Origin of the sequence: Streptomyces sp. NPDC088810 (genome assembly GCF_044750305.1) — a bacterium.
Taxonomy (GTDB): Bacteria; Actinomycetota; Actinomycetes; order Streptomycetales; family Streptomycetaceae; genus Streptomyces.
On the sequence record NZ_JBIVJQ010000012.1, the window covers coordinates 1 to 15,564 of the forward strand.

Below are 15,564 nucleotides of genomic sequence, written 5' to 3' on the forward strand. Positions count from 1 at the left end.
AACCCCGCGCAGGTGCAGAGCCGCGTCGACGCCTACCAGAGGTTCACCCAGATCCTCGGCGTCAGCCCGGGCGGCAACCTGTACTGCTGACGCCCGGCCGGGTGCCGTGTGCGAGACTCCGCCGGTGACTGCACAACCGATCACCGCGGACTTCTCCGGCACCTGGAAACTCGGCGAACTGCCCGTCCACCGCATCGGGTTCGGCGCGATGCGGCTGACGGGCAGCGCCGCCTTCCACCTCGGCACCCCGAGCGACCGCGAACGGTCGCTCGCCGTCCTGCGCCGGGCCGTCGAGCTGGGCGTGAACCACATCGACACGGCGGCCTTCTACTTCTCCTCGCTGCGTTCCGCCAACGAACTCATCAACACGGCGCTCTCCCCGTACCCCGAGGGCCTGGTCGTCGCCGCCAAGGTCGGCCCCTACCGGGACCACCACGGCGAGTGGGGCACCTCCGCCCGGCCCGACCAGCTGCGCGGACACGTCGAGGAGAACCTGCGCCAGCTCGGGCGGGACCATCTCGACGTCGTGTACCTGCGCCGGATGAACCAGGACTCCATCGCCGAACACTTCGGCGCCCTCGCCGAGTTGCGGCAGGCGGGGCTGATCCGGCACCTCGGGATCTCCGGCGTCGAACCCCGGCACCTCGCCGAGGCGCTGGCGATCGCACCCGTGGTGAGCGTGCAGAACCGGTACGCCGTGGACCGCCCCGATCCCGTCGGCGACGACGTCCTGCGGCTGTGCGGGGAGCGGGGCATCGCCTTCGTCCCCTTCTACGCCGTGGCCGGCGCGGGCGGGGAGCGCGGTGCGACGGCCGCCCACGACGACGCGGTGCTCTCCGTCGCCCGGGCGCATGGCGCGAGTCCCGCGCAGGTCCGGATCGCCTGGACGCTGCACCAGGGCCCGCACGTCCTCGCCATCCCCGGCACCGGCAACCCCGACCACGTGGTCGAGAACGTCGCCGCCGGTGCGCTGCGGCTCACCGACGAGGAACTGACACGGCTCGGCGAGGCCCGTACGCGGACCGACTGACGGAGGCGTTCGGGCAGGGCCCGGCAGGCGGTCCGCGGGCTCTCCCGGCCGGCGGCCGCGGAGCGGATCCGGGCGACTACCATCGTGTAGACGGAGCCGGACGCCACACGAGGACGGGGTGAGGGACGTTCCCATGACCGACGCCAAGGACGAACGCCGGCCGGCCGGCGAACTCGAAGCGAGCGTCATGGCCGTCCTCTGGGCCGCCGGCACGCCCCGGACGCCCGGACAGGTCCAGCAGAGCCTGGGGGTGGACCTCGCCCGTACGACGGTGACGACGATCCTCACCCGGCTGCACGCCAAGGGGGTCCTCGACCGGCGCCGCCAGGGCCGCGGCTACACCTACTCTCCCGCGCGGGACGTCCAGGACGCCCATGGTCTCACCGCCCGCCGGATGCACAGCGCGATGGACCGGGACGGCGACCGGGAGACCGTGCTGGCCCGCTTCGTCGCCCAGCTCAGCCCGGACGACGAACGCGTCCTGCGGGACCTGCTCGAAGCCGACGGCCGATGACCGCCCTGCTGCTGCTCCCGCTGCTGCTGCCGTGCGCCCTGCCGGTCCTGGCCCGCCGGGCCCTGGGCCGTCTGACCCCGGTCGTCGCGCTGTGGGCCGTCACCGGTTGTGCCGTGCTCCTCGCCGGCTGCTCGCTGGCCGCGCTCGCCGCGTTCGTCCTCATCGGGCTGCTCGAGCTGCCGCTCTTCGCCGCGCTCGGCGAGCTGGTCCACCCGCTGCACGCCGCCTCCGCCGTCTTCGTCGTCCCGGCCGCCGTCGCCTCGGCCGGCGCCCTCGCCGGCTCCTGCTCGACGCTGGTCCGCTCGGCACTGCGCCAGAGCCGCGCCTACCGGGCGGCCCGGGCCGAGGCCGCGTGCCGACCCGCCGCCGGCGACCTGTGCGTGGTGGACTCGGACCGGCCCGACGCCTACGCCCTGCCCGGGCGCCCGCACCGGGTGGTCGTCACCACGGCGATGCTGCGCAGCCTGGACGGGCCCGAGCGGGAGGCGCTGCTCGCGCACGAGCGGGCGCACAACGCGGGGGGCCACCACGTCGCCCTCGCCGCCGCCGAGCTCGCGGCGCACTGCCATCCGGCGCTGCGCCGGGTCCGCGACACGATACGGCTCGCCGCCGAACGCGCCGCCGACGAGGCCGCCGCCGCCTCGGTCGGCGACCGCCGCCTGACCGCCCGGGCCGTCGCCCGCGCCGCCCTCGCCGGCCACGCCGCGCGGTCCGCCCGGCCCGGCTTCACCCCCGGCGCCGCCACCGGCCCCGTTCCCCAACGCGTCCGGGCCCTGCTGGCCCGGCCCCCTCGCCCCCGAGCAGGCCGCGCCGTGGCCACGCTCCTCGCCACCTGCACCACCGTGTCCTGCGTCGCCTCGGCCACCGCAACGGCCGACGTCCACCACCGGGTGGAGGTCGCCCAAGGAGAGACAAGCCCCTGACGGGAGCACCCTCCGGGCGGGCGCGGCGCGGCGCCGCCGGCCGGCGCCGAAGGCCCCGGACCCGCGGGGCCGCACCCCGGGCGGGCCGCGGCCGGCTGGCGGCGAGCGGTGCTCCGGCGGCTGGGAACCGCTTCCCGACAGGCGGAGCCGCAGCTCCGCGATGGCCGGACAACCCCGGTCCGTGACGGCCGGCCGGGGGAGAGCCCCGGGCCGTGACGGCCGGAATCGCAGCTCCTCCGCCGCTGCTGGATACCCCCTTCCGCGCCGGCGGCTGCGGAGACCCTGCCCTTGCATGGCCGGAGAGTCCCGCTCCGCGAATCGTGACGCCCGCTCACCGAGGCGAGGGGCACCCTGTTCCGTGACGACGGGGCCCGCTCCGCCGGTGGCTGGTGGCACCCTGCTCTCGTACGACCGGAGCGCCCGCTCCGCCGAGCCCGTACGCCCAGCGCTCCGCGAAGTCCGTACGCCCAGCGCTGCGCGAAGCTCGTACGCCCCGCTCCGCTAAGCCCGGACGCCCCGCTCCGCCCGTGGCTGGGGCACGCTGCCCCCGTACGGCCGGAGCGCCCGCTCAGCGAAGCCCGGACGCCCCGCTCCGCGAAGCTCGGACGCCCAGCGCTGCGCGAAGCCCGGACGCCCCGCTCCGCCCGTGGCTGGGGGCACCCTGCCCCGTACAGCCGGAGAGCCCCGCTGCGCGAAGCCCGGACGCCCCGCTCCGCCCGTGGCTGGGGGCACCCTGCCCCGTACGGCCGGAGCCCCGCTCCGCCAAGCCCGGACGCCCCGCTCCGCCAAGCCCGGACGCCCCGCTCCGCCAAGCCCGGACGCCCCGCTCCGCCAAGCCCGGACGCCCCGCCCGCCGAGCGTGGACGCCCCGCGCACCCGAGACCGGCGAGCCTCGCTCCCTTGTGGCGGGTGCACCCCCTCCGGCACGGCCCCCCGCCTCCCCGTGCCGCGGAGCCCCCGCCCCCGCCCCCACTCCCGGATGCCCCCTCCATGACGCGCGTAGACCGGGACTGGCATCCCGGGAGTTTTACGTATAACCTCACCGGCTAACCAGCCCCACCCGGAAGGTCAGCATGCGTCGCCTCGCCCTGGTCACCCTCGTCGTGCACGACTACGACGAGGCCATCCGCTTCTACACGGAAGCCCTGGGTTTCCGTCTCGTCGAGGATGCCCCGCGCCCCGACGGCTCGCGCTGGGTCGTCGTCGAGCCCGGTGACGGCTCGGGCACCGGTCTGCTGCTGGCCCGCGGCAAGGACGCGGACCAGCGATCCCGGGTCGGGGACCAGACCGGCGGGCGCGTCGGCTTCTTCCTGCACACCGACGACTTCGCCCGCGACCACGCCCGGATGACCGCGGCCGGCGTGACCTTCCTGGAGGAGCCGCGCCACGAGCCGTACGGCACGGTCGCCGTCTTCCAGGACCTGTACGGCAACCGCTGGGACCTGCTCCAGCCCGCCGGCCACTGACCACCACCGCACCACCTGCCGAGGAACGAAACGCCCATGACCGCGTCCCGCATCGACACCGAGACCCTCCGCCGGCTCCCCAAGGCCGTCCTGCACGACCACCTCGACGGCGGCCTGCGCCCCGCCACCGTCGTCGAGCTCGCGGACGCGGTCGGCCACACCCTGCCCACCACCGACCCCGACGAGCTGGCCGCCTGGTACGTGGAGGCCGCCAACTCCGGCGACCTGGTCCGCTACATCGCCACCTTCGAGCACACCCTCGCCGTCATGCAGACCCGCGAGGGCCTGCTGCGCACGGCCGAGGAGTACGTCCTCGACCTCGCCGCCGACGGCGTCGTCTACGCCGAGGTGCGGTACGCGCCCGAGCTGAACACCAACGGCGGGCTGACGATGCGCGAGGTCGTGGAGACCGTCCAGGAGGGCCTCGCCGCCGGCATGGCCAAGGCCGCGGCGGCCGGCACCCCGGTCCGCGTCGGCACCCTGCTGTGCGGCATGCGGATGTTCGACCGCGTCCGCGAGGCCGCCGACCTGGCCGTCGCCTACCGGGACGCCGGGGTCGTCGGCTTCGACATCGCCGGCGCCGAGGACGGCTTCCCGCCCGCCGACCACCTCGCGGCCTTCGAGCACCTGCGCCGCGAGAACGTCCCCTTCACCATCCACGCCGGCGAGGCCCACGGCCTGCCCAGCATCCACCAGGCCCTCCAGGTGTGCGGCGCCCAGCGCATCGGCCACGGCGTCCGCCTCACCGAGGACATCCCCGACCTCGCGGCCGGCAAGCTCGGCCGCCTCGCCTCGTGGGTGCGCGACCGCCGTATCGCCCTGGAGATGTGCCCCACCTCCAACCTGCAGACGGGCTGCGCCACGTCGATCGCCGAGCACCCGATCACCGCCCTCAAGGACCTGGGCTTCCGGGTGACCCTGAACACCGACAACCGGCTGGTGTCCGGTACGACGATGACCCGCGAGATGTCCCTGCTGGTGGAGCAGGCCGGCTGGACCGTCGAGGACCTGCGCACGGTCACGGTGAACGCCGTCAAGAGCGCGTTCATCCCGTTCGACGAGCGCAAGGCCCTCATCGAGGACGTGGTCCTGCCGGGTTACGCGGCCGCGCTCTGAAGCAGCCCCCTCAGGTAGGCGGCCTGTCCGATGTGCTGAAAGTCGTCGGACAGGACGCTCACCAGGCGGACCCCCAGCGACACCGGGGGATCCCAGCGCTCGTCCACGATGCGTTCCAGATCCTTGGCGGCCAGCGAGCGCAGGGCACCGAGGGTCTGCTTGTGGACGGCGTCGTAGTACCCGGTCAGCAGGTCCGCCGACTCGACCCGCACCTTCGCGACCTTGGCGGGGGTGTGCCCGTAACCGGTGTCGTGCCGGGGCAGGCCGAGGCCGAACCGCTTCTCCCAGCCCTGGGAGAGCCACACCTGGTCGAGTTCGAACGCGTCGGCGATGTGGTCGTCCTGCACCCGGGTGAGGTGCCAGACCAGCCAGGCGATGGAGTTGGCGTCGGGGGCCGGGCGGTGGTGCAGTTCGTCCGGGCCGAGTCCGTCGAGGGCGGCATGGACTTCTTCCTGGATGCGGCCGTAGCCGTCGATGAGGATGTCCTTCGCATGCATACCGTCCACCATCGCAAATCGCCGCCGCTCACGCGTCCGGAATCCAGCTTCCGTGGAAGCCCAGGGGCACCCGCCCGGGCAGATGCACCCGCGCCACCGGCTCGCCGGTGAAGTCCTGCGCCGCGAGGATCACCAGGTCGGTCGCCCGGCGGTCGGGATCGTAGACGTACGCGAGTGCGTAGCCGTCGTCCTCGGCGGCCCGGTGGTCCGCCGGATCCCGGGGCACGAACACCGCCTCGCCGGCCGCCGCGCCCCGGGGCAGCCGGTGCAGCCGGGTGGTGCCGCGCAGCAGGTCGTGCTTGATCAGCGCGTTGGAGAAGGCGCGGTCGGGCGGATTCGCGTCGGGGGAGAGGTACGCCAGCGTGAACTCGGCGCAGGCCGCCGAGTAGCCGTAGCGGTGCCGCCGGGACACCAACGCCTCGTTCACGCGCGGGAATTCCTGCGGCCGGTCGTCCAGCACCCGCTGCCGTACCCGGCCCCGGTCCGGATCCACGGTCCAGCGTTCCAGCCGCGGGGTGCCCACCGCGTACGGCCCGCCCGAGCCGCGCCCGGCGACCTCGAACGGCGCCGGATACGTCGTCAGGTCGACCACCACCGACGCCCCTTCGTCGTAGGCGTTGAGGGTGTGCGAGAAGAACACCGGGTCGATCGCGGACCAGCGCACCGGCCCGCCCGAGCGCGGCATGACACCCACGCGGGCGGGATGCCGGGGATTCCAGAGGTACGGCACCGGGTCGCCGCGCCGCGCCGCCGCCGGGTCGAAGGTGACCGGGACGTCGATGACGACCACGTGCCGCGCGGTGAGCGCGAAGTCGTGGACCATCGGTGCGTCCGGCACCGGGATCCGCGTGGTGCGCGCGACACGGCCCGACGGGTCCACCACCAGGTGCCGGATGTGGTCCCAGGCCGGGTAGTAGGCGAGGGCGTGCAGCTCACCGGCGTGGGCGTCGAACTTGGTGTGCGCGGTGAACGCGCCCTCCAGGGTGCCCCGGAAGTCGTAGGTGCCGACGGTGTTCAGCTCGCCGTCGAGTTCGTACGGCAGCGGGCCGCTCTCCTGGAGGGCGAGGATCCGGCCCCGGTACGGGATCACGTGGGTGTTGCACGAGAAGTCGTCCGGCGGCACCGGACCCGGGTACGGCTCGCCGAGCTTCCGCGCGACCTGCGAGGACCGCACCCAGCGGTTGCGGTACCACTCGGCCCTGCCGTCGCGCAGCCGGACCCCGTGCACCATGCCCTCGCCGAGCATCCAGTGGTGCGCCCGCGGATCCTCCAGGCCCAGCACGTTGGGCCCGTTGCGCAGCAGGCGGCCGTTCAGCTCGCGCGGTATGCGGCCGGTGACCGGCAGGTCGTACGCGGTCAGTTCCTCCGTGACCGGTGCGAACGCGCCCTCGAGGAAGGGCAAGTGAGGGGGCGCCGGTGCGATGCCGCCCTGGGCCGCCGCCGGCCGGCCGGCCGTACCGGCGAGTGTGCCCGCCGCCGCGAGTCCGGCCGTGCCGCGCAGCACGGTCCGCCGGGTGTGTTCTGCCATCGTGGGTGCTCCTGACCGTCGTCGGCGTGGCTGACGGTCATGAGTCTGCGGCGGCGGACGGCCGGAATCAGGAGGGCTGGGCCCCGTCCCGGGGTGGTGTCAGGCCCCCTGTTTCGAGCAGGGTGACGAGCGCCCGGGCGGCCGGACTCGTGGCCCGGTCCGGCGGCAGCAGGGCGACCGTCTCGTACTCCGCCTCGCCCACGCCCTTCAGCGGGAGCGCCGCGAGCGCCGGCCGCTTGTGCCGGAAGTGCCGGGGTACGACGGCGATCCCCAGGTTCTCGTCCACCAGGTCCAGCAGGCTGTGCACGTCGTTGACCTCCAGGGCGACCGTGCGCCGGACACCGGCCGCGGCGAACGCGGCGTCGGTGGTGCGGCGCGGACCCCAGTCGGGGTGGAAGTCCACGAAGACCTCCCCGGCCAGGTCGTCCGGGCCGAGCACGGCCGGGGCCGCCGCCAGCCGGTGGCTGGGGTGGCACAGCACGGTCATCGGCTCGCTCGTCAGCGCCACCGAACGCAGCTGGTCGGTGTCGGCCTGGGTGCGGTAGGCGAAGGCCAGGTCGAGCCGCCCGGCCGCGACCTCCTCGGCCAGCGCGCCCGAGCCGGCCTGCCGCAGCCGGATCTCCACATCCGGGTGCCGCCCCCGGAAGGCCGCCAGCAGCCGGGCCACCTGCACCCCGGCGATGCACTGCTCGGTGCCGAGGGCCAGCGTGCCCCGCAGCACGCCCTGCACCGCGGCCACCGCCTCGTGCGCGGAGCGCACCTGTGCCAGGATCCGCTCGGCCTCCACCAGCAGTGCCCGCCCCGCCTCGGTGAGCGTCACCCTGCGGGTGGTCCGCACGAACAGCGGCGCCCGCAGCTCCCGCTCCAGCGCCCGGATGGACGCCGACAGGCCCGACTGGGACACCATCAGGCGCTCGGCGGCCCGGGTGAAGTGCTGGTCCTCGGCGACCGCGACGAAGTGCTGGAGATGGCGCAGTTCCATGATTGAGAAGCCTAGCCGCTGAATCTCATCGGATTCTCCTGTTGGACCGCTGCCGGCCGTGCGGGGAAGAGTGGAACCGGTAGATCGTGTGCCCACCCCTCTGGAGTCCCGTTGTACACCGCACACCCCGACCGCTATGCCGACATGCCCTACCGGCGGACCGGACGCAGCGGCCTGAAACTGCCCGCCCTGTCGCTCGGCCTGTGGCACAACTTCGGACCCGACCGGCCCGTCGAGACCCAGCGGGCCATCCTGCGCCGCGCCTTCGACCTCGGCGTGACCCACTTCGACCTGGCCAACAACTACGGCCCGCCGCCCGGCGCCGCCGAGTCCGCCTTCGGCGAGGCGCTGAAGGCGGACCTCGGCCGCCACCGGGACGAGCTGGTGATCTCCACCAAGGCCGGCTATCTGATGTGGCCGGGCCCGTACGGCGAATGGGGCTCGCGCAAGCACCTGCTGTCCTCGCTCGACCAGAGCCTGCAGCGGATGGGCCTGGACTACGTCGACATCTTCTACTCGCACCGCTTCGACCCGGACACTCCCCTGGAGGAGACGATGGGCGCCCTGCACACGGCGGTGCAGCGGGGCAAGGCCCTCTACGTCGGCGTCTCCAACTACTCCGCCGAGCAGACCCGCGAGGCCGCCCGCATCCTCGGCGAACTGGGCACCCCGCTCCTCATCCACCAGCCGCGCTACTCGATGCTCGACCGGCGCCCCGAGGACCAGGGTTTGCTCGACACCCTGGACGAACTCCAGGTCGGCTCCATCGTGTACTCCCCGCTGGAGCAGGGCCTGCTCACCGGCCGCTACCTCGACGGCATCCCCGAGGACTCGCGGGCGGCGAGCGACAGCCCGTTCCTGAACTCGGACGCGGTCACCGAGGACCTGGTCGCCCGGCTGCGCGCGCTGGACGAGATCGCGAAGTCCCGCGGCCAGACCCTGGCCCAGCTCGCCCTCGCCTGGGTGCTCCGCGGCGGCCGGGTGACCTCCGCCCTGGTCGGTGCGAGCAGCGCGCGGCAGCTGGAGGACAGCGTCGCGGCCATCCGCAACCTGGACTTCGACGCCGGGGAGCTGGCACGGATCGACGCGATCGTCCGGCCGTAGCGCCGCACAGGCGGACGAGGGGAGGGCCGGGTCAGGCGCCCGCCGGCACCCGGTCCAGGAATCCCAGCACCTGCCGGATGCGCCCCTCGCCGTCCAGCGTGACCACGTCGAACCCGGCCACCGGCGCCGAGCCGTCGGACGGGTTCACCAGCTCCCAGCCGAAGCGCGCGGTGTCGTGGTGCCCGTCGACCGCGCCCAGCGGGCGGAACACGAAGCCCGGGAACTGCTCGTGGACGGCCGCGATCACGGCTGCGATCCCGTCGTGGCCGCGGACGTCCGCGAGGGGGTCGGTGTAGCCGCCGTCCGCGGTCCACGCGGCGGCGACGGCCTTCTCGACGGCCTCCGGCCCGGTGGCGTTCCAGGCCTCGAAGTAACGGGCGGCGGCGTTCTCGTAACGGTCGGTGTGTACGGCCATGGCGAAGCATCCTCCATCGAGGTCGTCTGTGCTGGTCAGGGTCCGGCTCGCGGTGGCGCCGATCCGGTGTGACCACCATGCGGGAGGAGGGGTGGCCGGGTCGATTACCTCCGGGGTCATGCCCGTACGGCCGTACGGCCCGTCATATTCCGGCCAGAACGGGCACGGAATATGCCAAGAGACTGGCCGGAAAGACATGGTGACAGTGATTCAGCAGTGAACATACTCGACTGTGAGGACTTCACTTCCAGCGAGGTTCCCCTCACGCACCGCACATGAGCCGCACCGAAAGCGAGGCCCGCCGGCAGGCGAACGACGCGACGGGGAGTGCGCATGCACGACGAGTTCCTGTGCCATGTCACCGCGTACGGCACCTGCGGCGGCCGGCGCATCGGAGTACCCCTGGGGACCTATCGGGCGCCCACCCTGGCCCTCGCCCTGTGGTGGCTGCGCGACCGGGCGAACTGGATCGCCGACCGCCTCGACCCGCAGCCCGAGGCGGAGCACTTCCCGCCCAGCTCGCTCGTCCCGGTCGCCGACACCGTGCCCGACGTGCCGACCGTGCTGCGCGCCTGGTGCGGCGACCCCGACCAGCAGGATCTCGTCGCCGACGAGTTGGCCGCCGGCCGGCTGGTCCGGATCGCGACCGGCGACGACACCACCGAGTACGAACTGCTCGCGGAGTCCGTCGACGCGCTGCGCATGCAGCGGACCGTCCCGGCCCTCGTCGTCCCCGTCGCCTGACCGGCCGCCCGCGCCCGCCGGGCGGAGCGCACAGGTGAACGAATCGGTAGAATTCCGGCATGCGTGCTGGTGATGCCGTCCGTACTCCCGGGGTGCGCGGCCGCCCGGCCGCCGCGCCGGTGCGAGCCGGTCCCGACGCGGAGGCGGGCGGGCGATGACCGCCTCCGGCTTCCGGCCCACGCACGTCGTCCCGCCGCACGGCCTGCCCGCCTGGGAGGCCCCGGACCCGGCGCGGCCCACCGTGCCCCTGGACCCGCTGCTGCCGGTGCAGCTCGTGGAGCGGCGCGGCGACTGGGGGTACATCCGCTGCGCCAACGGCTGGGCCGCCTGGGTCGACGGCCGACTCCTCGTCGCCGTACCCGACGACCCGCCCGCCGGCGGCGAACCCGACGGCACCGCCGATCCGCGCCCCCTGCTGGTGCGGGCCGAGCAGGCGCTGGCCGACTACCGGGCAGCCGTGGAGGACCTGGCGGCCGGCGGGCTGGACGGCGAGGCCTTCGAGGCCCGTACCCAGGGGCTGCGCATCGGGCTCGTAGTCGACGGCGCGTCCATGTGGCTGTACGACGCGCAGGAGGGGCGGTGGCTGTACGGCGACGGACGGCGGCTGAGCACCTACGCCACCGACCGGTCGGTGGACGGGGTGGACGACACCGGGCGCGCCCCGACCCGGCTCGTCGCGCCCGAGGGTGAGCGCTGATGGCCGGCGAGACCAGCCTGTTCGCGGGCCGTCCCTCGGCGGAACTGGTCGGCCGGCAGGTGGCGGGCTACCTGATCGAGAGCGAGATCGGGCGCGGTGGCATGGCGGTCGTCTACCGCGCCCACGACGTGCGCCTGGACCGTACGGTCGCGCTGAAACTGCTCGCCCCGGAGCTCGCCCGCAACGACACCTTCCGCAAGCGGTTCACCCACGAGTCCCAGGTGGCCGCGGCGATCGACCACCCGCACATCGTCCCGGTCTTCGAGGCCGGCGAGACCGACGGGGTGCTCTACATCGCCATGCGGTACGTCTCCGGCAGCGACCTGCGCCACCTGCTCGACGTGCGCGGTCCGCTGCCGCCGCCGGACGCGGTGCGGATCGCCGCCCAGGTGGCCTCCGCCCTGGACGCCGCCCACGAGCACGGCCTGGTCCACCGGGACGTCAAGCCCGGCAACATCCTGGTCGCCGAGGGCACCGACAGCGACCACCCCGAGCACGTGTACCTCACCGACTTCGGGCTCACCAAGAAGTCGCTGTCCCTGACCGGGTTCACCAGCGTCGGGCAGTTCGTCGGCACCCTCGACTACGTGGCCCCCGAGCAGATCTCCGGCCGCCCCGTCGACGGCCGCTGCGACGTGTACGGCCTGTCCTGCGTCGTCTACGAGACCCTCACCGGCCGCCCCCCGTTCCAGCGTGAGGACGACATGGCCCTGCTGTGGGCCCACCAGTACGACGAGCCGCCCCCGCCGAGCGGGGCCCGCGCCGGTCTCGCCCCGGCCGTCGACCCGGTCTTCGCCAAGGCCCTGGCCAAGAGCCCCGACGCCCGCCACGACACCTGCCTCGCCTTCGTCGCCGCCCTGCGCGCGGCCCTGACCGCCGGACCCGCGGCCGGCCGGCCGGAACCCGTGCCCCGGCCCCCGGGCTGGGCCGCCCCGGTGCTCGGCTTGCGGGCGGCGCAGCTTTTCGGCACACAATAGTGTCAATGTGTAGCCAAATGCACCAAAAAGCGTTTAACGGAATTGTCTGACTGAAGCCGCGCATCGCGACGGGAACGCATCGCAACGAGGAGTACGTGCGCGACGGGAAGTAGGACTCGTGAGCGTCGAACCTCCGTCCTCCGGCCGTCCCACCGGGCCGCCCTCCGGCCCGCTGTCGGGCTCCTCCCGGCCGCCCGCCGGCCCGCCACCCTCGCAGCCGCCGCCCGGCGGCTTCGGCGGCAAGGAGCCGCACGGCCCGTGGTGGAAGTCGGTGCCCCGGGTGGCGGCACTCACCGCGGCCCTGCTCGCCGCCGTGGTCCTCGGGGTGTTCTTCACCCGTCCGGGCGGCGGCGGATCCGCCGCGCGCGGCGAGGTCTTCCTGGAGGCCGCCAACAGCACCGGCCAGGACCCGTTCACGGAGTCGACCGCGAAAGAAGGCACCACCCCGAGCGCGCCGGGCAAGACGAGCACCTCGCCCGGGAAGACGACGACCTCGCCCGGCAAGGGCACCACGCCCCCCGGCAAGGGCACCACGCCCCCCGGAAGGGGCACCACCTCGCCGGGGCGGACCAACCCCGTCGCCCCTCCGCCGACCGGCCCTACCGAGGTCCGCAGCGTGCAGGGCGGGGCGCCCGGCCTGTACAGCGGCGTCCGCAGGACGGCCAGCTGTGACGTCGAGAGGCAGATCAGGGCCCTGCAGGCCGACCCGAGCAAGAACCGGGCGTTCGCCTCGTCGATCGGCATCCAGCCCACCGGCGTCGGCTCCTACCTCCGTTCCCTCACCTCGGTGCAGCTGCGCGCCGACACCCGCGTCACCAACCACGGGTACCGTGACGGCGGTGCCACGAGCTACCAGTCCGTCCTGCAGAGCGGTACCGCGGTCCTGATCGACGGACACGGCGTGCCCCGGCTGCGCTGCGCCTGCGGCAACCCACTGAAGGAGCCGGTCGCCCAGCACACCGCCCCGCGGGTGGTCGGCCAGCGCTGGTCCTCGTACCAGCCCACGAACGTCGTCGTGGTGCAGCCCGCCCCTGTGATCGTCAAGGTTTTCGTGATCTACGACTCCCACCACCACGAGTGGCTGCACCGCCACCGCGGCGACGACAGCGGCCGGCACGACCAGCGCGGCGAGCCGCCGAAGAACACGCACCCGTGGGTGCCGGTGCCGTGCGTGACCGGGAAGGGCTCCGGGTCGCCCTGCCCGCCGACGTCGCCCAGCGTCAGCCCCTCGACGTCCCCCTCGGCGCCCTCGTCCTCGTCGGGTTCGACGTCCCCGTCGTCCTCTTCGTCGTCGTCCGAGTCGTCGTCGCCCTCTTCGAAGTCGTCCTCGCCGTCGTCGGAGTCCTCGTCACCGTCGTCGAAGTCGTCCTCGCCGTCCTCGGAATCGTCCTCGCCGTCCGAGTCGAAGTCCTCGTCGCCCTCGGAAGAGTCCTCGTCGCCCTCCGAGAAGTCGTCTTCGCCGTCCTCCGAGTCGTCCTCGCCCTCCGAGCCGAAGTCGACCGCCCCCTCGTCGCCGGAGACCAGCGCACCGTCGAGCGAGAAGAGCCCGGAGTCCAGGACTCCGGCCAGCGAGACCCCGTCGGCCCAGCCCTCGTCCGCCGAGACGTCGGCTCCGTCGGCGGGATCGCCGACGACGGAGAGGCCGTCCATCACGCCCCCGTCCTCGCAGGCGTCCGCGCCGGCCGCCACCGAGACGGCGGCCCCGCAGACCGGCGAACAGTCCCAGGCGCCGCAGCAGCAGGACCAGCAGCAACAAGAGCAACAGCAACAAGAGCAGCAGGACCAGCAGCAGGAGCAGCCTCAGCAGCAGGGCGGTTCCTGAGCCGCACTGCGGGCCGTCCGGGGCGCCGCAGTGACTCTCGCCACTGTGCGCGGTCGGCGAACGGATCGGGTGGACTGGCGGGCCGGGCTCGGGGTACGAGGACTGGTGCAACATCGACCGGCCGGACCGGGTTTTCCGAGAGAGACAGTATGACCGAGCACCTGGGCGGGGCAGTGATACCGACTGGCTTCGACGTACCCGTGGAGCCGCTGCGGCGCGCGGCGCACTACACCGGCGAACCCGGATGCATCGCCGACGCGCGCGCCTTCGCGTCCCAGTTCCTCCAGCAGCTGCGCACGGAGTGGTGCGCCAGCGCCGACGGCCGGGCGGACGGCGAGCTGCTGCTGATGGTGAGCGAGCTGGTCACCAACGCCGACCGGCACAGCAACGGGCCGTACATCCTGGAACTGGAAGGCACGGACGCCGCGGTGGTGGTGTCCGTGTACGACAGCAGCAGCGCCCTGCCCCGCCGTTTCCCGAAGGACCCCCAGCGGATCGGGCGGCACGGTCTGGAGATCGTGCACGCCCTGGCCTCGCAGGTCACCGTCGAGCGCGTACCCGTGGGCAAGCGCGTGCGCGCTGTCTTCGAACTGCGGCGGGACTGAGCCGGACGCCCGGCGTCAGGCGCAGCCGAGCTCGCCGAGCATCCCCTCGCGCAGCCGGGTGATGATCCGCTTGATCAGCCGGGAGACGTGCATCTGGGAGCAACCGAGCCGCTCGCCGATCTCCGCCTGGGTGGCTTCCTCCACGAACCGCAGGTGAATGATCTGGCGGTCGCGTTCGCTCAGCTCCGCCATCAGCGGGGCGAGCGCGTGGAAGTCCTCGACGAGCTGCAGCCCCTCCTCCTCCACGCCGATGAAGTCGGCGAGCACCGCCTCGCCGTCCTCGGGGCCGTCGCCGGTGAGCGCGGCGTCCAGGGAGGCGGAGTTGTAGCCGTTGGAGGCGAGCTGGGCCTCGACCACCTCCTTCTCGGAGATGTTCATCAGCGTGGCCAGCTCGGCGGTCGTCGGATCGCGGTCCAGTCGGCTGGACAGCTCCTCACGGGCCTTGGCCAGCTCCACGCGCAGCTCCTGGAGCCGGCGCGGCACGTGGACCGCCCAGGTGGTGTCCCGGAAGAACCGCTTGATCTCACCGACGATGTACGGCAGCGCGAACGAGGTGAACTCGACCTCGCGTGCCAGTTCGAACCGGTCGATGGCCTTGATGAGGCCGATCATGCCGGTCTGGACGATGTCCTCCATGTCGTCGCCGCGGCCCCGGAACCGTCCGGCCGCGAACCGCACCAGCGACATGTTCATCTCGATGAGGGTGTTGCGCGCGTACTGGTACTCGTGCGTGCCCTCTTCCAGCTCTGTCAGCCGGCGGAAGAACTGTCGCGACAGCTCCCGGGCGTCCCGCGGGGCGATGGACGCCGGGTCCGCGATGCCAGGCAGTGCTCCGTCGCCCGTCCTGTCCTGCTCGGTCTGCTCCACGACCTCTGCTTCCGACCGGATCCCGGCGGCGGTGTTCATTGCCTCTCCCACGAAAGTCACGGTTCGACGTCTGCCTCTACAGCTTGTGTCGGGTTCCCGGTACAGCTCACGTGCACCGAGTACCCGTCGACCGCCGGTGTATGCGTGCCGTCGAGGCGCTCACGGCGCGGGTACCCACGGTGACGCGGCGCATGCACCGGCCGTTCAGCACTGGCGAAAAACGGCCGGTCCAAGCCCCCGACCGGCCTGGATTTCCCTCAGGGCGCAACACCGGGCC

15 protein-coding genes and 2 pseudogenes are annotated in these 15,564 nt (G+C 73.4%); 12 read left to right on the forward strand and 5 right to left on the reverse strand.

Going from position 1 to position 15,564, the window contains the following annotated elements; translation table 11 throughout:
* From ACIP4Y_RS30725 to ACIP4Y_RS30750, 6 genes and pseudogenes are all read left to right on the forward strand, one after another.
* A pseudogene (locus ACIP4Y_RS30725) lies at positions 1-90 on the forward strand (chitinase); the annotation flags it as partial.
* A gap of 34 nt (positions 91-124) precedes the next feature.
* A complete protein-coding gene (locus ACIP4Y_RS30730; protein ID WP_401398923.1) occupies positions 125-1,030 on the forward strand; it encodes an aldo/keto reductase in 906 nt (301 codons plus the stop codon).
* 133 nt (positions 1,031-1,163) lie between these two features.
* On the forward strand, positions 1,164-1,544 hold the full coding sequence (locus ACIP4Y_RS30735) for a BlaI/MecI/CopY family transcriptional regulator (RefSeq protein WP_401398924.1): 381 nt from the start codon (positions 1,164-1,166) through the stop codon (positions 1,542-1,544).
* A complete protein-coding gene (locus tag ACIP4Y_RS30740) occupies positions 1,541-2,467 on the forward strand; it encodes a M48 family metalloprotease (RefSeq protein ID WP_401398925.1) in 927 nt (308 codons plus the stop codon). Before ACIP4Y_RS30735 ends, ACIP4Y_RS30740 begins: the two co-directional genes overlap by 4 nt.
* A 1,073-nt stretch (positions 2,468-3,540) precedes the next feature.
* Positions 3,541-3,933, forward strand: coding sequence for a VOC family protein (locus tag ACIP4Y_RS30745; protein ID WP_401398926.1), 393 nt, complete (start codon positions 3,541-3,543; stop codon positions 3,931-3,933).
* A 36-nt stretch (positions 3,934-3,969) separates the two neighbouring features.
* Positions 3,970-5,049: an adenosine deaminase gene (locus tag ACIP4Y_RS30750; protein ID WP_358644829.1), complete on the forward strand. Its 1,080-nt coding sequence runs from the start codon at positions 3,970-3,972 to the stop codon at positions 5,047-5,049.
* Here ACIP4Y_RS30750 and ACIP4Y_RS30755 read toward each other — a convergent pair.
* The 3 genes from ACIP4Y_RS30755 to ACIP4Y_RS30765 form a co-directional block, all read right to left on the reverse strand.
* Positions 5,031-5,546, reverse strand: coding sequence for a DinB family protein (locus ACIP4Y_RS30755; RefSeq protein ID WP_401398927.1), 516 nt, complete (start codon positions 5,544-5,546; stop codon positions 5,031-5,033). The genes ACIP4Y_RS30750 and ACIP4Y_RS30755 overlap by 19 nt on opposite strands.
* A gap of 28 nt (positions 5,547-5,574) precedes the next feature.
* On the reverse strand, positions 5,575-7,074 hold the full coding sequence (locus ACIP4Y_RS30760) for a carotenoid oxygenase family protein (protein ID WP_401398928.1): 1,500 nt from the start codon (positions 7,072-7,074) through the stop codon (positions 5,575-5,577).
* A 67-nt stretch (positions 7,075-7,141) separates the two neighbouring features.
* Complete coding sequence (locus ACIP4Y_RS30765; protein ID WP_358644835.1) at positions 7,142-8,056, reverse strand: LysR substrate-binding domain-containing protein; 915 nt, start codon at positions 8,054-8,056, stop codon at positions 7,142-7,144.
* Positions 8,057-8,167: 111 nt separating this feature from the next.
* Between ACIP4Y_RS30765 and mgrA the strand changes: the two genes are divergently transcribed.
* Entirely contained in the window at positions 8,168-9,160 is a 993-nt protein-coding gene (gene mgrA, locus ACIP4Y_RS30770; RefSeq protein WP_401398929.1) for an L-glyceraldehyde 3-phosphate reductase, read from the forward strand.
* Positions 9,161-9,191: 31 nt separating this feature from the next.
* Here the strand turns inward: mgrA and ACIP4Y_RS30775 are convergent, their stop codons facing one another.
* Entirely contained in the window at positions 9,192-9,575 is a 384-nt protein-coding gene (locus ACIP4Y_RS30775; RefSeq protein WP_401398930.1) for a nuclear transport factor 2 family protein, read from the reverse strand.
* A 333-nt stretch (positions 9,576-9,908) separates the two neighbouring features.
* Here ACIP4Y_RS30775 and ACIP4Y_RS30780 point away from each other — a divergent pair, with 333 nt between their 5' ends.
* The 5 genes and pseudogenes from ACIP4Y_RS30780 to ACIP4Y_RS30800 all read left to right on the forward strand — a co-directional run bounded on the left by ACIP4Y_RS30780 (position 9,909) and on the right by ACIP4Y_RS30800 (position 14,420).
* A complete protein-coding gene (locus tag ACIP4Y_RS30780) occupies positions 9,909-10,319 on the forward strand; it encodes a hypothetical protein (RefSeq protein WP_401398931.1) in 411 nt (136 codons plus the stop codon).
* A gap of 154 nt (positions 10,320-10,473) precedes the next feature.
* The gene (locus ACIP4Y_RS30785; RefSeq protein ID WP_401398932.1) at positions 10,474-11,016 is read left to right on the forward strand and encodes a hypothetical protein; all 543 of its coding nucleotides are present in this window, start codon (positions 10,474-10,476) and stop codon (positions 11,014-11,016) included.
* Complete coding sequence (locus ACIP4Y_RS30790; RefSeq protein WP_358644844.1) at positions 11,016-11,993, forward strand: serine/threonine-protein kinase; 978 nt, start codon at positions 11,016-11,018, stop codon at positions 11,991-11,993. The genes ACIP4Y_RS30785 and ACIP4Y_RS30790 overlap by 1 nt, the downstream gene beginning before the upstream one ends.
* Positions 11,994-12,111: 118 nt before the next feature.
* Positions 12,112-13,326 (forward strand): annotated as a pseudogene (locus ACIP4Y_RS30795) (DUF6777 domain-containing protein); the annotation flags it as partial.
* Positions 13,327-13,964: 638 nt separating this feature from the next.
* On the forward strand, positions 13,965-14,420 hold the full coding sequence (locus ACIP4Y_RS30800; RefSeq protein ID WP_401398933.1) for an ATP-binding protein: 456 nt from the start codon (positions 13,965-13,967) through the stop codon (positions 14,418-14,420).
* A 15-nt stretch (positions 14,421-14,435) separates the two neighbouring features.
* Here ACIP4Y_RS30800 and ACIP4Y_RS30805 read toward each other — a convergent pair whose 3' ends face one another.
* Positions 14,436-15,326, reverse strand: coding sequence for an RNA polymerase sigma factor SigF (locus ACIP4Y_RS30805; protein ID WP_401398934.1), 891 nt, complete (start codon positions 15,324-15,326; stop codon positions 14,436-14,438).
* Between the last annotated feature and the right edge of the window lie 238 nt (positions 15,327-15,564).

Bases quoted from the DNA above. Each gene is read 5' to 3' on its own strand.
- ACIP4Y_RS30735 (WP_401398924.1), top strand. From the start codon at position 1,164: ATGACCGACGCCAAGGACGAACGCCGGCCGGCCGGCGAACTCGAAGCG.
- ACIP4Y_RS30740 (WP_401398925.1), top strand. From the start codon at position 1,541: ATGACCGCCCTGCTGCTGCTCCCGCTGCTGCTGCCGTGCGCCCTGCCG.
- ACIP4Y_RS30745 (WP_401398926.1), top strand. From the start codon at position 3,541: ATGCGTCGCCTCGCCCTGGTCACCCTCGTCGTGCACGACTACGACGAG.
- ACIP4Y_RS30750 (WP_358644829.1), top strand. From the start codon at position 3,970: ATGACCGCGTCCCGCATCGACACCGAGACCCTCCGCCGGCTCCCCAAG.
- ACIP4Y_RS30755 (WP_401398927.1), bottom strand. From the start codon at position 5,546: ATGCATGCGAAGGACATCCTCATCGACGGCTACGGCCGCATCCAGGAA.
- ACIP4Y_RS30760 (WP_401398928.1), bottom strand. From the start codon at position 7,074: ATGGCAGAACACACCCGGCGGACCGTGCTGCGCGGCACGGCCGGACTC.
- ACIP4Y_RS30765 (WP_358644835.1), bottom strand. From the start codon at position 8,056: ATGGAACTGCGCCATCTCCAGCACTTCGTCGCGGTCGCCGAGGACCAG.
- ACIP4Y_RS30775 (WP_401398930.1), bottom strand. From the start codon at position 9,575: ATGGCCGTACACACCGACCGTTACGAGAACGCCGCCGCCCGTTACTTC.
- ACIP4Y_RS30780 (WP_401398931.1), top strand. From the start codon at position 9,909: ATGCACGACGAGTTCCTGTGCCATGTCACCGCGTACGGCACCTGCGGC.
- ACIP4Y_RS30785 (WP_401398932.1), top strand. From the start codon at position 10,474: ATGACCGCCTCCGGCTTCCGGCCCACGCACGTCGTCCCGCCGCACGGC.
- ACIP4Y_RS30790 (WP_358644844.1), top strand. From the start codon at position 11,016: ATGGCCGGCGAGACCAGCCTGTTCGCGGGCCGTCCCTCGGCGGAACTG.
- ACIP4Y_RS30800 (WP_401398933.1), top strand. From the start codon at position 13,965: ATGACCGAGCACCTGGGCGGGGCAGTGATACCGACTGGCTTCGACGTA.
- ACIP4Y_RS30805 (WP_401398934.1), bottom strand. From the start codon at position 15,326: ATGAACACCGCCGCCGGGATCCGGTCGGAAGCAGAGGTCGTGGAGCAG.